The following is a 19515-nucleotide window of genomic DNA, read 5'->3' as shown; positions in this document are numbered from 1 at the left end:
GCATGTTCCTGCTTGTTCGTCTGTCTTGTCCCGGGACTGTAGCGCAGCCGGCCGATGGCGCATATGTCATGGCCGCGCACAGGAAAACGGCCGGGTTGCCCCGGCCGCTTTCCGTTACGTATCGCTTCGAATTCGATGGATCAGAACTCGTAGCGCAGGCCCACCTGCAGCGACCACTGGGACACACCGACATTGAAGCCGTCGGCGTCGGAGTTGGCAACGGTCGGCGAGCTGGCACCGGTGAAGTTGTACACGTACTTGCCGTCCCGACTGATGCCCACCAGCGAGGCGACCGAGGCATCGGCGTAGAAGCCGTAATCGTAGATGTTGCCCCACTTCTTGTTCAGCAGATTGCCCACGTTCTGGATGTCCACCCAGACCTCGGCCTTGTTGCCCTTGAAGAAGCCCGGGATCTGCTGGCTCAGACGCAGATCAAAGGTATTGATGAAGCCGGTACGGAACGCATTGGCCGGGGCGTAGCTGCCCTTGTATGCCGCCAGTTCCGGCTTCGTGGCGAGCCAGTCGTAGAACCGCTTCTCCATCGCCGAATCCACCGCGACCGTACCGTTGGCGTTGAACTTGCCGAAGTACACGTCACCGGTGCCCTTGGGCACGTAGAACAGGTCGTTATAGGTCCGGCTGTCGCCGTTGGCGTCACCGACGAAGACGTAGCTGTACGGACGTCCGCTGCGACCTTCGTAGACCAGACCCACGCTGGTGTCGTAATCACCGAAGAACTTGTGCTTCCAGTTCAGCGATCCGGAAATGCGATCCTTGATCTCGTAACGCGAGGTCTGCGCGATGTCCTCGCCGGAATTGAAGCTGTACTGGTAGGTGTAGCCGGAGCTGGCGGTCGAGCTGGTCAGCGGACCGACCTCGGTCGCGTGGGTGTAGGTATAGCCCAAGGTCCAGGACCAGTCGCTGCCCGGGCTCCACGGCTTGGTCAGCGAAGCGGTGAACTGCTGGCTCTTGCCCTTGCTGGTGTTGTCGATCAGGTACACATCGCCGAAGCGGGTGTCGCGGCCGTACTGGTTGTCGGACGTCGCATAGGCGGCGCCGCGCTTGGTCGGGTTCCAGTACAGCGAGCGGCCATCGGGGCCGGTGAAGCCCGGACCCAGGTTGAGGCGGCGGTAGTAGAGCGCATTCTTGACGTCGGTCATGATCAGCTCGGCCGACGCGACCACGCCGTACCACGGCAGCTCGTGGTCGAACGCCAGGTTGGCCTTCCAGATCGACGGCAGCTCGAAGTCCTTCTGCGTGAAGTTGACGCTCATCTGGCAGCCGGTCCGCGAGCTCGGATACGGATTACAGCTGCCCGAGCCCGGCTGGTTGTTGCCATCGGGCGAGAAGCGCAGCGTCGGATCGTATGCGGTCGCCTGCAGCTGCGCGTAGTTGTAGCCGTTGTTGGCGTAGCTGTTGCCGATCCACACCTGGGGCGCGTCGCCCTGGAACAGGCCCACGCCACCGCGCACCTGCATCGGGCGCTCGGAGTTGAAGGTGTAGTTGAAACCGAAGCGCGGCTGCACCAGGAAGTCACCGCTGAACACCTGGCTGTTGTCATAGCCGAACACCTGGTTGGCCAGCGCGTTGTAACGCGGCTCCGGGCTGACGTCCGGCCGATCGCCGCGCACGCCCAGCGTCAGGGTCAGGTTGGGGCTGACGTACCAGGTGTCCTGGATGAACAGGCCCAGGTTGCTGTTCTTGTAGTCGGCGGCGAACGAGCCCGGCGAATACTCGGTGCGATGGTTGTAGGTGGCCCAGCGGCCGTTCTGGAAATTGGTCAGCGCATGGTTGCCGTTGGCATCCGCGGCGCCGGCCCAGAAGGTGTACACGCCCCAGGCCTGCGCGCTGTACAGGTTGTAGATGTCGTTGGTGGCGTAGTCCGCGCCGAACTTCAGGTCGTGGTCGCCAAGCGTCCAGGTGCCCGAGCCGGTGTAGTTCCAGGTCTTGGTGCGCAGGTAGTTGCCCTGCGAGTTGACCTCGGTGCCGAAATACAGCGAGTCGCCGCTGACTCGGGTGCCGTTGGTGGTGGAGGTGGCGTCGCCGAAGAAGATCTGGATGCTCGGCAGGTTGCTCGGCACCACGCGCTCGGCGGTGTAGTCGCGGTAGGAGGCCTTGAACTCGGTGGAGAAGTTGTCGCTCCAGTCGCTGAACAGCTGGCCGGTGTAGCTCTCCACGGTCTTGTTGTGCTGGTACCAGTAGGTGCTCAGCGACACGCCGGTGCTGCTGATGCCGTTGATGCGCAGCTTGCTCTGGTCCAGCTTGCTGTAGCGGAAGCTGGCGCGATGCGCGTCGCTGATGTTCCAGTCCAGCTTCAGTGCGTACTCTTCCAGATCGGTGTTGCCGTTGCTGGCCAGCTGGCCCGCATCGAACCCGTAGACGTTCTGCGCGATGCTCTGCGCCAGCGCCACGTCGGCGTTGGTGATGACGTGGCCGGCCTTGCCCAGCGCGCTGCCGGACAGGTCGCCGCCGGGCGCGTCCTGCTGGAACTTCTCGTAGTTGGCGAAGAAGAACAGCTTGTCCTTGACGATCGGGCCGCCGAAGGTCGCGCCGTAGGTCTTTTCCTTGGTGAAGCCGTTGAACTTGGTGCCGTCCGGGTTGTCGCCGAACCAGTCGCCATCGCGCATGTAGCCGTAGACCGAACCATGGAACTCGTTGGTACCGGACTTGGTCACCGCATTGACGGTCGCACCGGCGGCCGCGGCGATGCTGACGTCGTAGTTGGACAGGTTGACGTCGATGGCCTCGATGGCCTCCATCGACACCGGCTGGCGCCGGGTGGTCATGTTGTTGCCTTCCAGGCCGAAGGTGTCGCTGGCCGAGACGCCGTCGATGTTGATCGAGTTGTAGCGCGGATTCTGGCCGCCGGCCGAGATCGTGCCCGAGGCGCGGTCGACGAAGGCCACGCGCGGATCCAGGCGCATGTAGTCCTGGATGTTGCCGTTGATCGAGGGCAGCGCCTGGATGGTCTGCTGGTTGACGCTGGTGCCCGAGCCCATCTTGGTGGCGCTGAACACGTCCGAGCCGCCGCTGTAGCCGATGGCCTGCACCGAACCCAGGTTGGTCACATCGCCGGTCAGGGCCGCGTCGACGGTGTTGATCTTGTTGAGATCCAGGTAGACGCCGTCTTCGGTCTTGGTGCCTTCGCCGGGCTTGGTGATGGTGATGGTGTACGGGCCACCCACGCGCAGGCCGCGCGCGGTGTAGCGACCGGCGGCATCGGTGGTGGCGTGGCTGACCGTTCCGGATTCCACGTGGGTGATGGTCACCTCGGCGCCGGCAACCGGCGCACCGCCGGAACCGACGACCTGGCCGCCGACGCCGGCGGACGTGGTCTGCGCCATGGCCGGCGCAGCGGCCAGCGCGGCCAGGAGGCCAAGGGCAAGTTTGGAAGTCCGGATACGATGATGTGTCATTGCGCTGCCTCGAAGTTTTGTGGCGGTCAGAAGAAAAATCGTGCCGGCCGGCCATGCTGTGTGGCATGGCTCTCATGGACTTGCTTAGGATGTGGCCCCTGGAACACGCGGCAGGCACGGCAGCCGCGCGTTAACGACAGGTTAACACGGTAAAGGCGCGATGTGACCGGATCGTGACGACTTTTGCGCGCTGCGGCATTCGCGCGAAAGCGGGGGGAGAATCCCCTTCCAATCAATGGCTTAAATGGTATTTGTGCGACTGCGCCTGCCGGTCGCCGTCACTTAAATGACATCTTTGGGCGAATAAACGCCTACGGCCCGGACTCGGGGCGGAGCATGAAATACGGACACGGGCTGGCGTCCAATCAGACGCCCCCTCAGGTCTCAACCGCCGCGAAGCGCGCCGAGATACGTGCCGATCCCGTCGAGCAGCATCTGCACGGAAATGGCCACCAGCAGCATGCCCATCAGCCGCTCGATCGCGGTCAGCGCACGCATGCCCAGCCACTTGTAGACCAGCGTGGCCGAGAACAGGATCACCGCCGTCGCCAGCCAGGCCAGCCCCAGGGCCAGGCTCCAGCCGAGCAGGCGCTCGGGCTCGTTGCTGCCCATCAGCATCACCGCGGCCATGCCGGAGGGGCCGGCCACCAGCGGGATGGCCAGCGGCACGATGAAGGGCTCGCCGCCGGGGATCTCGCCCATCAGGCCTTCCGGCCGCGGAAAGATCATGCGGATGCCGATCAGGAACAGCACGATGCCGCCGGCGATCTGCACCGACTCCTGGCGCAGGTGCATGAGTTCCAGGAAGTACTTGCCGCCCCACAGGAACCCCATCAGCACGACCAGCGCGATCAGCAGCTCGCGGATCAGCACGATGCGTTGGCGCTGCGGCGGCAGCGGCCGCAGCACCGACAGGAACACCGGGATGTTGCCCAGCGGGTCGAGGATCAGGAACAGCAGCAGCGCTGCGGACAGGATGGTCATGCCAGGGGATTCCAGACCAGGCCGCGCCGCTCGGCGCCGTCTGGAGAAAGCAGGGTCACGCAGTGTGCGGCGTACTGGTCGGCATCGGCCAGCGCCGGATCGGTGTCCTCGGCGTAGGCGCGGGCGCGCAGCATGGTGCGCATCGGCCCGGGCTGCAGCGCGCTGACCCGCACCGGGGTGCTGGCCAGCTCGGTGTGCAGCATCTGCACCAGCGCGGCCAGCCCGTGCTGGGCAACGCCGTAGCCGCCCCAGTAGGCGTGGCCGACGCGGCGCGGATTGTCCAGGGTGAACACCAGCGCGCTGTCCGCCGCACGACGCAGCAGCGGCAGGCAGGCCTGGCTCAGCCACCACGCCGCGGTGAGATTGACATGGATGGCGCGCGCGAATGCGGCCGGGTCGGTGTGCTCCAGCGGGGTCAGGCCGCGGAACTCGGCCGCGCAGTGCAGCACCCCGTCGAGGCGGCCGAGGTTGGCCTCGATGCGCTGGGCCAGTTCGGCGTAGTCGTCCGGTGCGGCGCCTTCCAGGTCCAGCGGATAGAGCAGCGGCTCGGGGCCCAGCTGGGCGCAGGCGTCATAGATGCGGGCGAGCTTGGCCGGCCGGCGGCCCAGGAGCACCAGGGTGGCACCGGCCTGCGCGCAGGCGCGGGCGCTGGCCTCGCCCAGGCCGCCGTGCGCCCCGCTGATCAGCACCACACGCCCGGCCAGGGACTGCACGGGGCGCACGGGCACCTGCAGCAGACTCACCGCGGCATGGCCTCGGCGACGATGCGTTCCAGTTCGCCGGACTCGTGCAGTTCCAGAGTGATGTCGCAGCCGCCGATCAGCTCGCCATGGATGAACAACTGCGGGAACGTCGGCCAGTTGGAAAAGCGCGGCAGGTTGGCCCGGATCTCGGGTTCTTCCAGCACGTTGATGGCGCGCAGGTCCACCGCACCGGCCGATAGCAAAGCCTGGACCGCGCGGCTGGAGAAGCCGCACATCGGGTACTCCGGGGTGCCCTTCATGAAGAGCACCATGGGGTGGCGGTCCAGCTCCGCCTGGATACGTTCCAGCACCGGCATGTTGCGTTCTCCTGCGTTGCCGCACGCCCTTGACGGCATGCGCACCCTCGTCGAGTAAACTGCGCGGCGCTTTCCATCGCCGCTGGTCGGACGCAATTGTAAGCCCTGCGCCCCCGCCCCCGGCATCTGCCAGACACGCCAAGCCAAGAGGAACCGCCATGGCCATCGAGCTCCCCGCCCTGCCCTACGACCGCACCGCACTGGAACCGCACATCTCAGGCGAGACCATCGACTTCCACTACGGCAAGCATCACAAGGCCTATGTGGACAACCTCAACAAGCTGATCGAGGGCACCGAGTTCGCCGACCAGCCGCTGGAGAGCATCATCAAGAAGTCCCAGGGCGGCGTGTTCAACAACGCCGCGCAGGTGTGGAACCACACCTTCTACTGGAACTGCCTGTCGCCCAACGGCGGCGGCGCGCCCAGCGGCAAGCTGGCCGAGCTGATCAACGCGGCCTTCGGCGACTTCGAGAAGTTCAAGGAAGAGTTCACCAAGACCGCCATCGGCACCTTCGGCTCGGGCTGGGGCTGGTTGGTGCAGAAGAAGGACGGCAGCGTCGGCCTGGTAAGCACCTCCAACGCCGCCACGCCGCTGACCGGCGAGGACACCCCGCTGCTGACCATCGATGTGTGGGAGCACGCCTACTACATCGACTATCGCAACGCGCGTCCGAAGTACGTCGAGTCGTTCTGGTCGCTGGTCAACTGGGACTTCGTGGCCAAGAACCTGGCCTGATCCTTCGCTGGCTGTACGAAAAGGCCGGGGATTCCCCGGCCTTTTTCATGGGCGCGTTAAGCGGCGCCAAGACGCGGGAGGCACTCCGCTCAGCTGCGCGCCAGGCGCTCCAGCACCGGCTGCACCTGGGCCTGACGCGACAGCGCCTCACCCGCCGCGGCCAGGGCGACGGACAGCGCCTGCGCGGTATCGGCACGCAGCGTGGCGTGGCCGACCTTGCGGCCCTCGCGCGGCGACTTGCCGTAGTCGTGCCAGTGGCCTCCGGGCTGGTCGAGCACCCCGTTGGCGTCGGGCATCTGCCCCAGCCAGTTGAGCATGCAGGCGTGTCCGCGCATGGCCGGCTCGCCCAGCGGCAGGCCCAGCACCGCGCGCAGGTGCGCCTCGAACTGCGAGACCTCCGCGCCTTCGATGGTCCAGTGCCCGGAGTTGTGCACGCGCGGGGCCATTTCATTGGCCAGCAGCGTCTCGCCCTGGCAGAACAGCTCCAGCGCGAACACCCCGACATAATCCAGGCGCTCGGCCACGCGCCGCGCATAGTCGACCGCCTGCGCCTGCAGGGCCTGGCTGGCCTGCGCCGGCGCCAGGCTGGCCGACAGCACGCCGTCGACATGCCAGTTCTGGGTCAGCGGGAAGGCCTTGAACGCACCATCGCGGCCGCGCACGGCCACCACCGACACCTCGCGGTCGAAGGCGACGAAGCCCTCCACGATCAGCCCGACGGCGCCGGCCTGCGCGCCCAGCGCGTCCCACGCGGCCTGCGCGTCGGCCGGCGACTTGATCCGGAACTGGCCCTTGCCGTCGTAGCCGAAGCGCCGCGTCTTGAGGATGCAGGGCGTGCCGATCCGCGCCAGCGCCGCGTCCAGCCCCTCGCGCGAGTCGACCGCCGCGAACGCCGGCACCGGGATGCCCAGCTCGCCGAACAGCGTCTTCTCCGACAGCCGGTCCTGCGCCACGCCCAGCGCCTGCGGATTGGGATACACCGGCACCCGCTCGGCCAGCCACTGCGCGCTGGCGGCCGGCACGTTCTCGAAATCGAAGGTCACCACATCGACCTTGGACGCGAACTGCGCCAGCGCCGCCTCGTCGTCGAACGCGCCCACCTGCAGCGGCGCGCACTGGCCGGCGCAGGACTCGGCCGACGGGTCCAGGACGAGGAACTTCAGCCCGAGCGGCACGCCCGCCAGCGCGAGCATGCGGGCCAGCTGCCCGCCCCCCAGGATCCCCACCGTCGTCATGCGCGCCCCCGCTGCGGAAGAATGCCGACCGTGCTCATCGCCGCGGATCGTCCTGGTCCATGACGTCCTGGGTCTGCTTGGCCCGGAAGGCGTCCAGCGCCTGCGCCACCGCTGGCGCCTCCGGCGCCAGCATCGCCGCGGCGAACAGCGCCGCATTGGCCGCACCGGCGTTGCCGATGGCGAAGGTCGCCACCGGGATGCCGGCCGGCATCTGCACGATGGACAGCAGCGAATCCATGCCGTTCAGGGCCTTGGACTGCACCGGCACGCCCAGGACCGGCACGGCGGTCTTGGACGCCAGCATGCCCGGCAGGTGCGCCGCGCCGCCGGCGCCGGCGATGATCGCGCGCAGCCCGCGCGCGGCGGCCTGCTCGGCATAGGAGAACAGCACGTCGGGCGTGCGGTGGGCCGAGACCACCTTCACCTCGTAGGCCACGCCCAGCGCATCGAGCTTCTGCGCGGCGTGCTGCATGGTCTCCCAATCCGAACGCGAGCCCATCACGATGCCCACGCGCGGCGCTGCCAGATCGTCGGTCATTGGCCCTGCCCTGCGACAAAACGATATTCTAGCGATCTTGTTCGCCAACGGACCTTCCATGGACCGCAAACTGCTCGACCTGCTGTGCTGCCCCGTCTCGCGCCAACCGCTGGGCCCGCTCGAGGCCCGCGGCGTGGAGGCGCTGAACCGCGCCATCGCGGCCGGCGCGCTCAAGCGCGTGGACGGCAGCGCCCAGGCCGAACCGCTCAAGGAAGCCCTGGTCACCCGCGACCGCAAGACCGTCTACCGCGTCGAGGACGGCATCCCGGTCCTGCTGCCCGAGGAAGGCATCGCCACCGTCCAGGTCGCCGACTTCCCGGCGTGAGCGCCCCCGCGCCGCTGCCGCCGCCCGAGGCGGTGGTCCTGGACGATGTGCGCCGCGCCCTGGCCGAGGACCTCGGCCCGGGCGATGTCACCGCCGCGCTGCTACCGGACACCGACGATGTCGCCTATCTGCTGTGCAAGCAGGAGGCGGTGATCTGCGGGCGACCGTGGTTCGACGCCTGCCATCGCCAGCTCGATCCGCAGGTCTCCATCGACTGGCGCGTGGCCGAAGGCCAGCGCGTGGCCGCCGGCACCGTGCTGGCCACCCTGCGCGGGCGCGCGCGCACGCTGGTCAGCGCCGAGCGCACCTCGCTCAACTTCCTGCAGACCCTGAGCGGCACGGCCACGGTCACCGCGGCCTTCGTCGCGGCCGTGCGCGGCACCGGCGCGCGCATCCTGGATACGCGCAAGACGGTCCCGGGCCTGCGCCTGGCGCAGAAGTACGCCGTGCGCTGCGGCGGCGGCGACAACCACCGCATCGGCCTGTTCGACATGGTGATGCTCAAGGAAAACCATGTACGCGCCGCCGGCGGCATCGCCGCGGCCATGCGCGCGGCCCGCGCCCTGTACCCCGCAGCTGCCGCTGGTGGTCGAGGTCGAATCGCTGGACGAACTGCGCCAGGCGCTGGAACTGCCCTGCACCCGGATCATGCTCGACGACTTCAGCCCCGAGCAGCGCCGCGAAGCGGTGCGCATCGCCGCCGGCCGCGTGCCGCTGGAGGTCTCCGGCATGGTCGATCTGGACACCGTGCGCGCCGTGGCGCAGGACGGCGTGGACTGCATTTCCATCGGCGCGCTGACCAAGCATGTGCACGCCGTGGACCTGTCGCTGAAGCTGGGCCCACCGCCGCACAGCGCTTGATCGGCGTGGGGTTTCACGCGTCCTGGCCTGTGACTCTGCCAGCGTACGTAGTGAGAACTCACCTTCATCAAGGATCCGCAGACGATGCCGTTTCGCTGGACGCGCGTCCTGGCCCTGCTGCTGTTGGGCATCGGCACCCGGGCGCAGGCGATCGAGGTCTGCGACGCCCCGCCGCGCTTCGGCCTGAGCCAGGCCGCGATCGCCATCGTCCGCGCCGCCTGCGAGGAGCACCGGCAGTGGATGCGCCCCTTCATCGACCGTCAGGGCCGGCTGGCCTCGCTGCGCGTCACCGAGGCCGAAAGCGGCAACCTGGCCGATCATGGCCTGGTGCCGTGGCAGCGCGTGGCCGGCTATTGGCGCGAGAGCGGCACGCTGTCGCAGGTCGCAGGCGAGCCCGGCGCGGCCAGCTGCTGGGCACCGCCGGGCAATCGCTTCACGGATAACGACTGCCGCGCGTTCCTGATCGATACGCCGTGGTCGGCGGCGTTCGTGTCCTGGGTCATGACGCGGGCCGGCGTCATGAACTTCACCCGATCGCCGCGCCACATCGACTACATCCGCGCGGCATTCCGCGACGGTGGCAGCGGCGGCCCCTACCGCTTCACCGATCCAACGATCGAGAAGCCCGCGCCCGGCGACCTGCTGTGCTTCATCCGCAACCGCCGCCAGGTGATGGGCTTCGCCGGCCTGAACGCCGCCCTGGCCTCCCGCGCCGGCGTGCCCAACCAATCCCATTGCGACATCGTGGTGGCGGCCAATGTCGGCGGCGACCGCACCCTGCACCTGATCGGCGGCAACGTGCTCAACGCGGTGACCATGCGCCAGCTGGACCTGGACCGCAGCGGCCGCGTGGTCCTGCCGCTGCCGCGCGTGAGCGAGGACGGCGGCGATGCCACCGGCCCGGGCGCCGAATGCACGCCCGCCCAACCCGACCAGTGCAACTTCAACCGTCAGGACTGGGCGGTGCTGCTGAAGCTGCAGGTGGCCGACCCGGCGCCCGCCGCGCCTGCTGCGCCGCCGCCCGTGGATCCGCAGCCCCTGCCCCAGGCCCCGCCTGCGCCGGAGGCGCCGGGCCAGGCCCCGGCCCCGAATGCGCCGCCGGCCGCGGCACCGCCGGTCGAGGCACCGGCGCCCTTGAAAAGCGGCGAGTGATCCACGCCTGCCGCGCAGGCCCGCGCACCGCTAAAGTCGCGCCATGACTCCGATCCTCATCCTGATCTTCGGCGCGGCCGTGTTCTTCTGGTGGAACGCCTCGCGCGCCGCGGCCGAACGCGCCACCCAGGTCGGTCGCAACGCCTGCGAGGCGGCCGGCGTGCTGTGGCTGGACCAGAGCGTGCAGGCCACCGGCGTGCGCCTGCGCCGCGGCGAGGACGGCAGGCTGGGGCTGGAGCGCAGCTTCCGCTTCGACTATTCCCACGACGGCGTCGAGCGCCACACCGGCAAGATGGTGCTGCATGGGCAGCGGCTGGTGTCCTTCGTCGGGCCCACGCGCCCGGACAACACCGCGCAGTTCCCCAGCCTGCACTGACGCCGGGGCTTCATTCGGCCGGCGCCGCGCGTCTCAACCGCGGCGCGGTGGCTCGCCCTTGAGCACGCAGACCAGCACCAGCAGCGCCGTCACCACGCCGATCACGATCAGGTGCGCCTGCGTGTGATGGCCGTGGCGGAACAGCACGCTCGCACCGACCACCACGCCCAGGTACAGGAACATCGTCAGCCAGCCCTGCCAGCGGCACGGCAGGCCCCAGCCGAAGCCGAAACGCTTGGCGGGGAACCAGTAGTCGGCGTGGGGATCGGGCATGGCGGCTTCCCGGCGGCAACGGTGCAGGCTTACGGCAAACCATAACTCCGTCATTCCCGCGAGAGCGGGAATCCAGCGCCTCTGGCCTTGCCGCGTGAAAGGCGCTGGGTTCCCGCTTTCGCGGGAACGACGGTAGAGATTTTCTCGGCGTCCCTTACTTCACCACGCGCAGATGTGGGCGCTTGGCCGGCGGCGGCGTCGGTTCGTCCGGGGCCGCGCCATCGGGCGAAGGCGGCTCATCATCGTCGTGCGGACCCTGCCCGGCGGCGATGTCCTCGGGCAGCGCCATGCCCTGGCCGGTCTCGCGCGCATAGATCGCCAGCACCGCCGAGATCGGCACGTTGACCGGATAGCTCACCCCGCCGAAGCGGGCGCTGAAGCTGACCGTCAGGTTGTCGATGACCAGGTGCGCGACCGCACGCTGGGCGATGTTGAGCACCACCCGGCCTTCCTTGACCGCGCTGGAGGGCACCTGCACCCCGGGCTGGGTCGCATCGACCAGCAGGTGCGGGGTCATGTCGTTGTCGGCGATCCATTCGGCCAGCGCCCGCAGCAGATACGGGCGATGGCTGGTCATCGGGGGCACGTCTTCAGTCATGCCCGCAGTTTAGCCAAGAGCGAGGAACGAGGGGGAGAAGACGGCGGCGCAAGCGCCACCTGCTCATCCACGCCTCAGCGCTTCGGGCTCACTCCTGCCTTCAGGCCGGCAGATCGCGCAGCTTCTTTTCCTGCTCGGTCAGGCTGCGCACGAAGCCCGGATTGCGGAAGATGCGGTTGCCGTAATCCTCGATCGCCTTGCCGTCCTTGGGCAGGCCGACGTCCAGCGACTGCAGGCGCCAGATGATCGGGGCCATGGCGCAGTCGGCCAGGCTCATTTCCGGGTTGAGGAAGAACTTGCTGGCCTTGAACAGCGGCACCGAGGCGGTCAGCAGCTCCTTCAGGCGCTTGCGGCCGGCGTCGGCCTGGGCCTTGTTGCCCAGCTGGATGGCCTGCACCTGCGGCACCCAGTCCACCTCGATGCGCAGCATCGCCAGGCGCAGGCGCGCGCGGGAGAGCGGATCGACCGGCATCAGCGGCGGGTGCGGGTAGCGCTCGTCCAGGTACTCGCTGACCACCGAGGCGGCGTACAGCGTCAGGTCGCGCTCGACCAGGGTCGGCACGGAGTGATAGGGGTTGAGGTCGATCAGGTCCTCGGGCGGATTCTGCGGATCGACCGGCACCAGGTCGTAGCTGACGCCTTTGGCGGCCAGCACCAGCCGCACGCGGTGGCACAGCACATCATCCACGGAGGAGAACAGCGTCAGGGTATTTCGCATGCGGGCACTCATCACCTTGTCGGGCTCATCCAGCGGCCGGCATCCACCGGCCACGCCTGTTTCTGCCAGGCTTCCTGCCTGGACACCGCGTCGCGGCATGCCGCGAGACGCGATGAACATGAACATAGCAGGCAGCCGCCGATTTGCGCACCCCTGCTGGAGGTCATGACCCCGCTTAGTGGACGTCCTTCCAGAACTCCTTCTTCAGCAGGAAGGCCAGGAAGGTCAGCCCCGCCAGGAACAGGATCACCCACACGCCCATGCTCTGGCGCTTGAGCGCGGCCGGCTCGCCGGCGTACTCGAGGAAGTTGGTGATATCGCGCACGGTGCGGTCGAACTCGGCCGGACTCTCGGTCCCGGGCGAGGCCAGCACCAGCGCCTCGACCGGCTTTTCCTTGGTCTGGGGGTCTTCCGGGCCGAACTTGGCGTGCTGCAGGCCCTGCAGCTCCCACAGCGGGTTGGGCATGGAGGCGTTGGGGAACAGCTTGTTGTTCCAGCCCAGCGGCCGGCTCTCGTCCAGGTAGAAGGACTTGAGGTAGGTGTAGACCCAGTCCGGGCCGCGCACCCGGGCGATCAGACTCAGGTCCGGCGGCATCTTGCCGAACCACTTGGTCGCCCCGTCGTGCGGCATGGCCACCTGCACCTGCTGCCCCACCGGCGCACCGGTGAAGTTGAGGTTGGCCATCACCTGGTCCTCGGTCAGGCCCAGGTCCTGTGCCATGCGCGAATAGCGCAGGTACTTGAGCGAGTGGCAGCCCGAGCAGTAGCCCATGAACAGTTTGGCGCCGCGCTGCAGCGAGGCCTTGTCGCTCAGGTCGTTGCCGGCCTGCAGCGTCGCGCCGCCCTCGGCGGCCAGCAGGCCGGTGCTCAGCAGCAGGCCAGCGGCGAAGGCCGCCAGCCGCGGGAGAAGGCGCTTAGTCATGCGTGCTCACCCGGTCGGGCACCGGCTTGGTGCGTTCAAGGCCGAAGAACGTGTACACCCACAGGAAGATGAAGAAGCCGAAGTAGCAGCAGGTCAGCACCCGGCCGATGTAGGTCTCGGTGATGTCCGTGCCGGGACCCGACCCGATCTTGCCCAGGTAGACGAAGCTGAAGGCGAAGATCCCCAGCGCGATCTTGTAGGCCAGGCCGCGGTAGCGGATCGAGCGCACCTTGCCGCGGTCCAGCCAGGGCACGGTGAACAGGATGGCGATGGCCGAGAACATCACCAGCACGCCGCCCAGCTTGTTGGGCACCACGCGCAACATCGCGTAGTAGGGCGTGTAGTACCAGACCGGCTTGATGTGCTCGGGCGTCACCAGGCGGTTGGCCTCGGTGAAGTTGTCGTGCTCCAGGAACAGGCCACCGAAGGCCGGCGCGAAGAAGATGATGAACGCACCGATCACCAGCAGGAAGCCCACGCCGACCAGGTCCTTGACCGTGTAGTACGGGTGGAACGGGATCGTGTCGATCGGCGCGGTCTTGCTCCAGCGGTTGCCCTTGGGCCCGTGCTTGGTGTCCACGCCCTGCGGGTTGTTGGAGCCGACCTCATGCAACGCGCCCAGGTGCAGCACCACCAGCAGCAACAACACCAGCGGCAGCGCGATCACGTGCAGGGCGAAGAACCGGTTGAGCGTGGCGTCGCTGGGCAGGTAGTCGCCCATGATCCATTCGGTCAGGCCCTGCCCGATCACCGGGATGGCGCCGAACAGCGAGATGATCACCTTGGCGCCCCAGAACGACATCTGGCCCCAGGGCAGCACGTAGCCCATGAAGGCCTCGGCCATCAGCACCAGGTAGATCAGCATCCCTAGGATCCACACCAGCTCGCGCGGCTTCTGGTAGCTGCCGTACATCAGCCCGCGGAACATGTGCAGGTAGACGACGATGAAGAACAGCGAGGCGCCGGTGGAATGCATGTACCGGATCAGCCAGCCCCACTCGACGTCGCGCATGATGTACTCGACCGAGGCGAAGGCCTCGGCCGCGCTGGTCTTGTAGTTCATCGTCAGGAAGATGCCGGTGACGATCTGGTTGACCAGGATCAACAGGGCCAGCGAGCCCATGTAGTACCAGAAGTTGAAGTTCTTCGGCGCGTAGTACTCGCTCATGTGCTTGCGGTACATGGGCATCAACCCGGGCGCCCGCGCCGTGACCCAGTCGAAGACCCCGTTGGCCGCTCGCGTGATGACGTTGGACATCAGGCAGCTCCCTGCGGATCGACGCCGATGATGATGGTGTTGTCGTCCTGGTAGTGATGCGGCGGCACCAGCAGGTTGATCGGCGCCGGCACGCCCTGGAACACGCGCCCGGACATGTCGAAGCGCGACTTGTGGCAGGGGCAGAAGTAGCCGCCCTTCCACTGCGGATCGAACGGCTCGGGCCGGATCTCGGCGATGATCTCCGGCGAGCAGCCCAGGTGCGTGCACAGGCCGACCAGCACCGAGATCTCCGGCTTGATCGAACGGAACTCGGGATTGCCCTTGAGGACGTAGGCCGGCTGCTGGTCCTTGTTGGTGCTCTCCGGATCGCGCAGGCGACCGTCCAGGCTCGGCAGCGCGTCCAGGATCGCCTTGGAGCGCTTGACCACCCAGATCGGCTGGCCGCGCCATTCCAGCACCATGCGCTGGCCTTCCTGCAGCCCGGTGATGTCGGCGGTCACCGGTGCGCCGGCGAGCTTGGCCCGGGCGCTTGGATTCCATGACTTGATGAACGGGACGGCCAGAAAGCCTGCACCCACGGCACCGACGACTGCGGTGGTGGCCGTCAGGAACCGGCGGCGCCCCGCATCCACGGGCATTGTGACCTCGTCGTTGGCCATCCCTTACTCCGCGAAAACATCTTGAGGTAGCTGTCTGGCTGCCAGTGATGGGGCCGGTGGAACGGCCTCATCGCAAGAGCGCGTCGGAGTCTAACTGAATAAAAATTTTCGCCACAACAATCCCTTTCTGATCAATCAGTTGGAAAAGGAAAACCCGGCCATTCCGGTACTGCAGCGCAACATCCGTTCAGCGAAGACCGACCGTTCCCAGGTTGGCCCGGTAGCGTTCGGCCAGCACGCCCACGCGCTGCACGTAGCGCTGGGTCTCGGCATAGGGCGGCACGCCGCCGTTGCGGTCCACCGCGCCTTCGCCGGCGTTGTAGCCGGCTGCGGCCAGGGTCAGATTGCCCTGGTAGCGCTTGAGCAGCCAGGCCAGGTACTGCACGCCGCCGCGGATGTTCTGCGTGGCGTTGTAGGCATCGTCCACGCCGAAACGGCGCGCGGTGGCCGGCATCAGCTGCATCAGCCCCATCGCGCCGGCGCGCGAGAGCGCCAGCGGGTTGTAGGAGGATTCGGCATGGATGATGGCGCGCACGATCGCCTCTTCCACGCCGAACTCGCGCGCGGCCGAGGCGATCTCGCTCTCGTAGGCGACCGTGTTCAGCCGCACCGCGCCGAAGTTGAGGTTGGGATTGCCGCAGGCGTAGCAGGTCTCGATGAAGCTGTACTTGATCGTGCGGATGTCGGCGCTGGCCATCCCGCGCGGGCGAGCGCTGGTGTAGTTGCGCACCCCGTCCTTGATGAAGGAATAGACCTGGCCGCTGACCACGCGGCGCGGCGGCACGGCGGCGGGCTTGGCCACGGCGGCGGTCGGCGGCGGCGGGGCGGCCGGGACGATGGCCGTCGAAGGCCGCGACTCGACGCTGGGCGCCACGATGGCGGCAGGCGCAGGAGGTCTATGTGTCGGCGCGCTGGCCTGGGCGCGGCGCGCCGGCTCGGCCCGGTACTGGCTCACCACCGTGCAGGTGGCGCCGGAGACACGCTTGCTGACGTAGGCCGGGATCCCGTCGGCGCCGAAGCACTTGTACAACGTGCCGGCGCTGGCCGGCAGCGCGACCAGCGCGGCAGCGATCATCCCCAGTCGCAGCAGCCCCCTCATGGGCGCGAGTGTCCCAGCTTATCAATGACTTAACAAGCATTCGGCGCGCGGTCGGCAGGGCGACGCGCCGCTGGGACGCGGCACAGCGTTTGCCCTCCTCGGCCCCCGCGCGCGACTGCCCGGTGCGCCTGCCGTCCGGCGCAAGCCGCCAAGCCGCTAAACTAGTCGGCTTCCCCGCCCACCCGACTGGATTAAGCGCCATGACCGGGACGCCAGACGTCACCCTGCCCACCTCGGGCGACACCTCGCTCATCCCGCTGCCCTTCGTCGCCACCCGGCCGGCGCAGGTGCGCGGCAAGCTGTACATCAAGACCCACGGTTGCCAGATGAATGAGTACGACTCGGCCAAGATGGCCGACGTGCTCGCCCAGGCCGAAGGGCTGGAACTGACCGACCGGCCCGAGGAGGCCGACGTCATCCTGGTCAACACCTGCTCGATCCGCGAGAAGGCGCAGGAGAAGGTCTTCAGCCAGCTGGGCCGCTGGAAGGAATTCAAGACCGGCGGCCGTGAGGTCATCATCGGCGTCGGCGGCTGTGTGGCCTCGCAGGAAGGCGAGGCCATCGTCAAGCGCGCGCCCTACGTGGATCTGGTGTTCGGCCCGCAGACCCTGCACCGCCTGCCCGAGCTGATCCGCGCGCGGCGCGAACAGAACCGCCCGCAGGTGGACATCAGCTTCCCGGAGATCGAGAAGTTCGACGCCCTGCCCGAACCGCGCGCCGAGGGCCCCAGCGCCTTCGTGTCGATCATGGAGGGCTGCGGCAAGTACTGCAGCTTCTGCGTGGTGCCCTATACCCGCGGCACCGAGGTGAGCCGGCCGTTCGAGGACGTGCTGGTCGAGGTGGCGCAGCTGGCCGCCCAGGGCGTGCGCGAGATCAACCTGCTCGGCCAGAACGTCAACGCCTACCGCGGCCCGTACGGCGAGGGCGAGATCGCGGATCTGGGCATGCTGATCCGCACCATCGCCCAGATCGAGGGCGTGGGCCGCATCCGCTTCACCACCTCCCATCCGCTGGAGTTCTCCGACACGCTCATCGATGCGTATCGCGACGTGCCGCAGCTGGCCAACTACCTGCACCTGCCGGTGCAGGCGGGCAGCGATCGCATCCTCAGCGCGATGAAGCGCGGCTACACCGCGCTGGAGTTCAAGTCCAAGATCCGCAAGCTGCGCGCGGTGCGGCCGGACATCTCGATCAGCTCGGACTTCATCGTCGGCTTCCCCGGCGAGACCGATGCGGACTTCGAGAAGACCATGAAGCTGATCGAGGACGTAGGCTTCGACCAGAGCTTCTCCTTCATCTACTCGCGCCGTCCGGGCACGCCGGCGGCCGACCTGGCCGACGACACGCCCAGCCAGATCAAGCACGCGCGCCTGGAGCGCCTGCAGGCGCGCATCAACGCCTTCGCCGCGGAGATCTCGCAGAAGATGGTCGGCAGCGTGCAGACCGTGCTGGTCGAGGGCCCGTCGAAGAAGAATCCCAACGAGCTCACCGGCAAGACCGAGAACATGCGCTCGGTGAACTTCCCCGCGCCGCAGCGCCTGATCGGCCAGTTCGTCGATGTGCTGATCACCGAGGCGCTGACCAACTCGCTGCGCGGCCGCGTGGTCACCGACACGGAGCGGGCCGCATGACCGCGCGCATCAGCCGCGACACCCAGCTGTGCATGTCGCTGTCCGGACGGCCGGGCAACTTCGGCACGCGCTTCCAGAACTACCTCTACGACGCTCTCGGCCTGGACTACCTGTACAAGGCGTTCACCACGACCGACCTGGAGGGCGCGATCGCCGGCATCCGCGCGCTGGGCATCCGCGGCTGCGCGGTGTCGATGCCGTTCAAGGAGGCGGTGATCCCGCTGCTGGATGGCCTGGAGCCGTCGGCCAAGGCGATCGATTCGGTCAACACCGTCCTCAACACCGAGGGCGTGCTGCGCGGCTACAACACCGACTACACCGCGGTGGCCACGCTGATCGCCGACAGCGGGCTGTCGCCGGACACGCCGGTGGCGCTGCGCGGCAGCGGCGGCATGGCCAAGGCCACCGCGTGCGCGCTGCGCGACGGCGGATTCGCCCGGGGCTGGGTCGTGGCGCGCAACGCGGTGGCCGGCCAGCGCCTGGCGCGCACCGCCAGCTGGCAGTGGTCCGAGGACATGCGCGGCGTGACCGCCGGTCTGCTGGTCAACGTGACCCCGATCGGCATGGAAGGCAGTTCCGATGCCCAGTCGCTGGCCTTCACCGAAGCGGAAGTCGCCGCGGCGCAGCTGGTCTTCGACGTGGTCGCCATCCCGGTGGAAACCCCGCTGATCCGGCTGGCGCGCGCCCTGGGCAAGCCGGTGATCACCGGCGGCGAGGTGATCGTGCTGCAGGCGGTGGAGCAGTTCGTCCTGTACACCGGCGTGCGGCCCGAGCCCGAGCTGGTCGCCCGCGCCGCCGCGCACGCGCTGGGCTGATCAGCGCCGCGCGCGCCTGCGCGGATCGCGGGCAGGCGGCGCGCTTTCCGCACGCAGGCTGTCGACCAGCGAAAATACCCACGGCCTCAGCGCGACCAGCATGCCGACGCTGCGCCGTCGCTCCGGCGGCAGGCTGATGTCCAGCTCGGCCGCCTCCTTGAAGTCGACCACCAGCTTGTCCAACTTGCGCCGCAGCGCGGCGACCGACGCCTCGCCGAGTTCGCCGATTTCCAGGGCCAGGTGCGCCTCGGCCGCGGCGAAGTCGTCCTTGAGGAATTCGTGGCTGGCCATCTGCAGGTAGCGGGCGCGCACCGGCCCGTCGTCGCGCCATGAGAAATCGCGCGGCACGCGCAGGCGCACGTGGTTGCCCGGCAGCAGGTCGAGCAGGCGCAGACGATCGAGCTGGGCCAGCAGCCGCACCAGCTCGGGCGGCTTGAGTCCGAAGCCTTCGCCGATCGCCGCGGTACGCCAGCCCTGGCATAACAGGTGGAAGACGGTCATCAGCCGCGGCTCGGCCGCCAACGACCGCTCCTGGTGCAGGGTGAGATGGCGGCGCGACTCGCGCGCGCCGCGGGCCGTGCGCGCCAGCTCGAAGAAGTCGATGTCCAGCACCTCGCAGATCTGCTCCAGGCGCGCCAGGTCCATGCGCCCGCTGGACAGCACGCGCTTGATCGTCGGCTCGGACACCCCCAGCGCCGCGGCCAGGTCGGCATAGCGCCAGCCGCGTTCCTTGAGCAGGCGCTTGAGCGCGGTGAGCAGGCGTTCGCGGTCGGCCATGGCGATGGAGGAGTGTCACAGGAGGATGGACGGGATCATATTCCGATACTTGTCCGAACTTGTTTGCGGATCTTGATCCGCAGCGCGCAGGGTGCGCTCACCTCTCCAGCCAAGCATGCG

Annotated in this window: 20 protein-coding genes and 1 pseudogene; 7 read left to right on the top strand and 14 right to left on the bottom strand. The window is 68.0% G+C overall.

The window, feature by feature from the left end:
* Window positions 1-140: 140 nt before the first annotated feature.
* The 4 genes from QE438_RS01585 to grxD form a co-directional block, all read right to left on the bottom strand.
* Window positions 141-3416: a TonB-dependent receptor gene (locus QE438_RS01585; protein WP_306993021.1), complete on the bottom strand. Its 3276-nt coding sequence runs from the start codon at window positions 3414-3416 to the stop codon at window positions 141-143.
* Between the two features lie 384 nt (window positions 3417-3800).
* Window positions 3801-4400, bottom strand: coding sequence for a MarC family protein (locus QE438_RS01580; RefSeq protein WP_130519900.1), 600 nt, complete (start codon window positions 4398-4400; stop codon window positions 3801-3803).
* Complete coding sequence (locus tag QE438_RS01575) at window positions 4397-5143, bottom strand: SDR family NAD(P)-dependent oxidoreductase (RefSeq protein WP_306993023.1); 747 nt, start codon at window positions 5141-5143, stop codon at window positions 4397-4399. Before QE438_RS01575 ends, QE438_RS01580 begins: the two co-directional genes overlap by 4 nt.
* Window positions 5140-5460 (bottom strand): Grx4 family monothiol glutaredoxin, encoded by a 321-nt coding sequence (grxD, locus tag QE438_RS01570; RefSeq protein ID WP_130519896.1) that lies wholly within the window; start codon window positions 5458-5460, stop codon window positions 5140-5142. The genes QE438_RS01575 and grxD overlap by 4 nt, the downstream gene beginning before the upstream one ends.
* A gap of 158 nt (window positions 5461-5618) precedes the next feature.
* Here grxD and QE438_RS01565 point away from each other — a divergent pair, with 158 nt between their 5' ends.
* The gene (locus QE438_RS01565) at window positions 5619-6197 is read left to right on the top strand and encodes a Fe-Mn family superoxide dismutase (RefSeq protein WP_130519894.1); all 579 of its coding nucleotides are present in this window, start codon (window positions 5619-5621) and stop codon (window positions 6195-6197) included.
* Between the two features lie 89 nt (window positions 6198-6286).
* On the opposite strand, the gene QE438_RS01560 is transcribed toward QE438_RS01565, so the two are convergent.
* Entirely contained in the window at window positions 6287-7432 is a 1146-nt protein-coding gene (locus QE438_RS01560; protein WP_306993026.1) for a 5-(carboxyamino)imidazole ribonucleotide synthase, read from the bottom strand.
* Between the two features lie 34 nt (window positions 7433-7466).
* Window positions 7467-7970 (bottom strand): 5-(carboxyamino)imidazole ribonucleotide mutase, encoded by a 504-nt coding sequence (purE, locus tag QE438_RS01555; RefSeq protein WP_130519890.1) that lies wholly within the window; start codon window positions 7968-7970, stop codon window positions 7467-7469.
* Between the two features lie 58 nt (window positions 7971-8028).
* Between purE and QE438_RS01550 the strand changes: the two genes are divergently transcribed.
* The 4 genes and pseudogenes from QE438_RS01550 (at window position 8029) to QE438_RS01535 (ending at window position 10684) form a co-directional block, all read left to right on the top strand.
* The gene (locus QE438_RS01550) at window positions 8029-8295 is read left to right on the top strand and encodes a Trm112 family protein (protein WP_130519888.1); all 267 of its coding nucleotides are present in this window, start codon (window positions 8029-8031) and stop codon (window positions 8293-8295) included.
* Window positions 8292-9156 (top strand): annotated as a pseudogene (gene nadC, locus QE438_RS01545) (carboxylating nicotinate-nucleotide diphosphorylase). The gene QE438_RS01550 and the pseudogene nadC overlap by 4 nt, the downstream one beginning before the upstream one ends.
* 84 nt (window positions 9157-9240) lie before the next feature.
* Window positions 9241-10308: a DUF2272 domain-containing protein gene (locus tag QE438_RS01540; RefSeq protein ID WP_306993032.1), complete on the top strand. Its 1068-nt coding sequence runs from the start codon at window positions 9241-9243 to the stop codon at window positions 10306-10308.
* 43 nt (window positions 10309-10351) lie between these two features.
* Window positions 10352-10684, top strand: a complete 333-nt coding sequence (locus tag QE438_RS01535) for a DUF3301 domain-containing protein (RefSeq protein ID WP_130553893.1) — start codon at window positions 10352-10354, stop codon at window positions 10682-10684.
* Window positions 10685-10717: 33 nt separating this feature from the next.
* On the opposite strand, the gene QE438_RS01530 is transcribed toward QE438_RS01535, so the two are convergent.
* The 7 genes from QE438_RS01530 to QE438_RS01500 all read right to left on the bottom strand — a co-directional run bounded on the left by QE438_RS01530 (window position 10718) and on the right by QE438_RS01500 (window position 16172).
* Window positions 10718-10957, bottom strand: coding sequence for a hypothetical protein (locus QE438_RS01530; RefSeq protein WP_306993035.1), 240 nt, complete (start codon window positions 10955-10957; stop codon window positions 10718-10720).
* Between the two features lie 154 nt (window positions 10958-11111).
* Window positions 11112-11555: a ClpXP protease specificity-enhancing factor gene (locus QE438_RS01525; protein ID WP_130519878.1), complete on the bottom strand. Its 444-nt coding sequence runs from the start codon at window positions 11553-11555 to the stop codon at window positions 11112-11114.
* Between the two features lie 100 nt (window positions 11556-11655).
* Window positions 11656-12285: a glutathione S-transferase N-terminal domain-containing protein gene (locus QE438_RS01520; RefSeq protein WP_130523470.1), complete on the bottom strand. Its 630-nt coding sequence runs from the start codon at window positions 12283-12285 to the stop codon at window positions 11656-11658.
* Between the two features lie 163 nt (window positions 12286-12448).
* Window positions 12449-13195, bottom strand: a complete 747-nt coding sequence (locus QE438_RS01515; RefSeq protein WP_130519873.1) for a cytochrome c1 — start codon at window positions 13193-13195, stop codon at window positions 12449-12451.
* Window positions 13188-14453, bottom strand: coding sequence for a cytochrome bc complex cytochrome b subunit (locus QE438_RS01510; RefSeq protein ID WP_130519871.1), 1266 nt, complete (start codon window positions 14451-14453; stop codon window positions 13188-13190). Before QE438_RS01510 ends, QE438_RS01515 begins: the two co-directional genes overlap by 8 nt.
* Window positions 14453-15073: a ubiquinol-cytochrome c reductase iron-sulfur subunit gene (gene petA, locus QE438_RS01505; RefSeq protein ID WP_306993040.1), complete on the bottom strand. Its 621-nt coding sequence runs from the start codon at window positions 15071-15073 to the stop codon at window positions 14453-14455. The genes QE438_RS01510 and petA overlap by 1 nt, the downstream gene beginning before the upstream one ends.
* A gap of 187 nt (window positions 15074-15260) precedes the next feature.
* Window positions 15261-16172 carry a lytic transglycosylase domain-containing protein gene (locus QE438_RS01500; RefSeq protein ID WP_306993042.1) on the bottom strand — a complete coding sequence of 304 codons (912 nt, stop codon included), beginning with the start codon at window positions 16170-16172 and terminating at the stop codon, window positions 15261-15263.
* A 200-nt stretch (window positions 16173-16372) separates the two neighbouring features.
* Here QE438_RS01500 and miaB point away from each other — a divergent pair, with 200 nt between their 5' ends.
* Together miaB and QE438_RS01490 are read left to right on the top strand one after the other, a co-directional pair.
* On the top strand, window positions 16373-17803 hold the full coding sequence (gene miaB / locus QE438_RS01495; protein ID WP_306993044.1) for a tRNA (N6-isopentenyl adenosine(37)-C2)-methylthiotransferase MiaB: 1431 nt from the start codon (window positions 16373-16375) through the stop codon (window positions 17801-17803).
* Complete coding sequence (locus QE438_RS01490) at window positions 17800-18618, top strand: shikimate 5-dehydrogenase (RefSeq protein ID WP_306993046.1); 819 nt, start codon at window positions 17800-17802, stop codon at window positions 18616-18618. Before miaB ends, QE438_RS01490 begins: the two co-directional genes overlap by 4 nt.
* Here QE438_RS01490 and QE438_RS01485 read toward each other — a convergent pair whose 3' ends face one another.
* Window positions 18619-19395 carry a helix-turn-helix transcriptional regulator gene (locus QE438_RS01485; protein WP_306993048.1) on the bottom strand — a complete coding sequence of 259 codons (777 nt, stop codon included), beginning with the start codon at window positions 19393-19395 and terminating at the stop codon, window positions 18619-18621. It abuts the gene before it with no gap.
* Window positions 19396-19515 lie beyond the last annotated feature (120 nt).

This window comes from Pseudoxanthomonas sp. SORGH_AS_0997 (assembly GCF_031453535.1).
Lineage (GTDB): Bacteria > Pseudomonadota > Gammaproteobacteria > Xanthomonadales > Xanthomonadaceae > Pseudoxanthomonas_A > Pseudoxanthomonas_A winnipegensis.
Note: the sequence above shows the minus strand (reverse complement) of the source record. Positions and strands in the feature narration are given on the sequence as shown.

Excerpts from the sequence above, each read along its gene's own strand:
- QE438_RS01515 (WP_130519873.1), bottom strand. The coding sequence starts at position 13,195 with ATGACTAAGCGCCTTCTCCCGCGGCTGGCGGCCTTCGCCGCTGGCCTG.
- miaB (WP_306993044.1), top strand. The coding sequence starts at position 16,373 with ATGACCGGGACGCCAGACGTCACCCTGCCCACCTCGGGCGACACCTCG.
- QE438_RS01510 (WP_130519871.1), bottom strand. The coding sequence starts at position 14,453 with ATGTCCAACGTCATCACGCGAGCGGCCAACGGGGTCTTCGACTGGGTC.
- QE438_RS01485 (WP_306993048.1), bottom strand. The coding sequence starts at position 19,395 with ATGGCCGACCGCGAACGCCTGCTCACCGCGCTCAAGCGCCTGCTCAAG.
- QE438_RS01540 (WP_306993032.1), top strand. The coding sequence starts at position 9,241 with ATGCCGTTTCGCTGGACGCGCGTCCTGGCCCTGCTGCTGTTGGGCATC.
- QE438_RS01585 (WP_306993021.1), bottom strand. The coding sequence starts at position 3,416 with ATGACACATCATCGTATCCGGACTTCCAAACTTGCCCTTGGCCTCCTG.
- QE438_RS01560 (WP_306993026.1), bottom strand. The coding sequence starts at position 7,432 with ATGACGACGGTGGGGATCCTGGGGGGCGGGCAGCTGGCCCGCATGCTC.
- QE438_RS01490 (WP_306993046.1), top strand. The coding sequence starts at position 17,800 with ATGACCGCGCGCATCAGCCGCGACACCCAGCTGTGCATGTCGCTGTCC.
- purE (WP_130519890.1), bottom strand. The coding sequence starts at position 7,970 with ATGACCGACGATCTGGCAGCGCCGCGCGTGGGCATCGTGATGGGCTCG.
- petA (WP_306993040.1), bottom strand. The coding sequence starts at position 15,073 with ATGGCCAACGACGAGGTCACAATGCCCGTGGATGCGGGGCGCCGCCGG.
- QE438_RS01535 (WP_130553893.1), top strand. The coding sequence starts at position 10,352 with ATGACTCCGATCCTCATCCTGATCTTCGGCGCGGCCGTGTTCTTCTGG.
- QE438_RS01525 (WP_130519878.1), bottom strand. The coding sequence starts at position 11,555 with ATGACTGAAGACGTGCCCCCGATGACCAGCCATCGCCCGTATCTGCTG.
- QE438_RS01520 (WP_130523470.1), bottom strand. The coding sequence starts at position 12,285 with ATGAGTGCCCGCATGCGAAATACCCTGACGCTGTTCTCCTCCGTGGAT.
- QE438_RS01565 (WP_130519894.1), top strand. The coding sequence starts at position 5,619 with ATGGCCATCGAGCTCCCCGCCCTGCCCTACGACCGCACCGCACTGGAA.
- QE438_RS01530 (WP_306993035.1), bottom strand. The coding sequence starts at position 10,957 with ATGCCCGATCCCCACGCCGACTACTGGTTCCCCGCCAAGCGTTTCGGC.
- QE438_RS01500 (WP_306993042.1), bottom strand. The coding sequence starts at position 16,172 with ATGAGGGGGCTGCTGCGACTGGGGATGATCGCTGCCGCGCTGGTCGCG.
- grxD (WP_130519896.1), bottom strand. The coding sequence starts at position 5,460 with ATGCCGGTGCTGGAACGTATCCAGGCGGAGCTGGACCGCCACCCCATG.
- QE438_RS01580 (WP_130519900.1), bottom strand. The coding sequence starts at position 4,400 with ATGACCATCCTGTCCGCAGCGCTGCTGCTGTTCCTGATCCTCGACCCG.
- QE438_RS01550 (WP_130519888.1), top strand. The coding sequence starts at position 8,029 with ATGGACCGCAAACTGCTCGACCTGCTGTGCTGCCCCGTCTCGCGCCAA.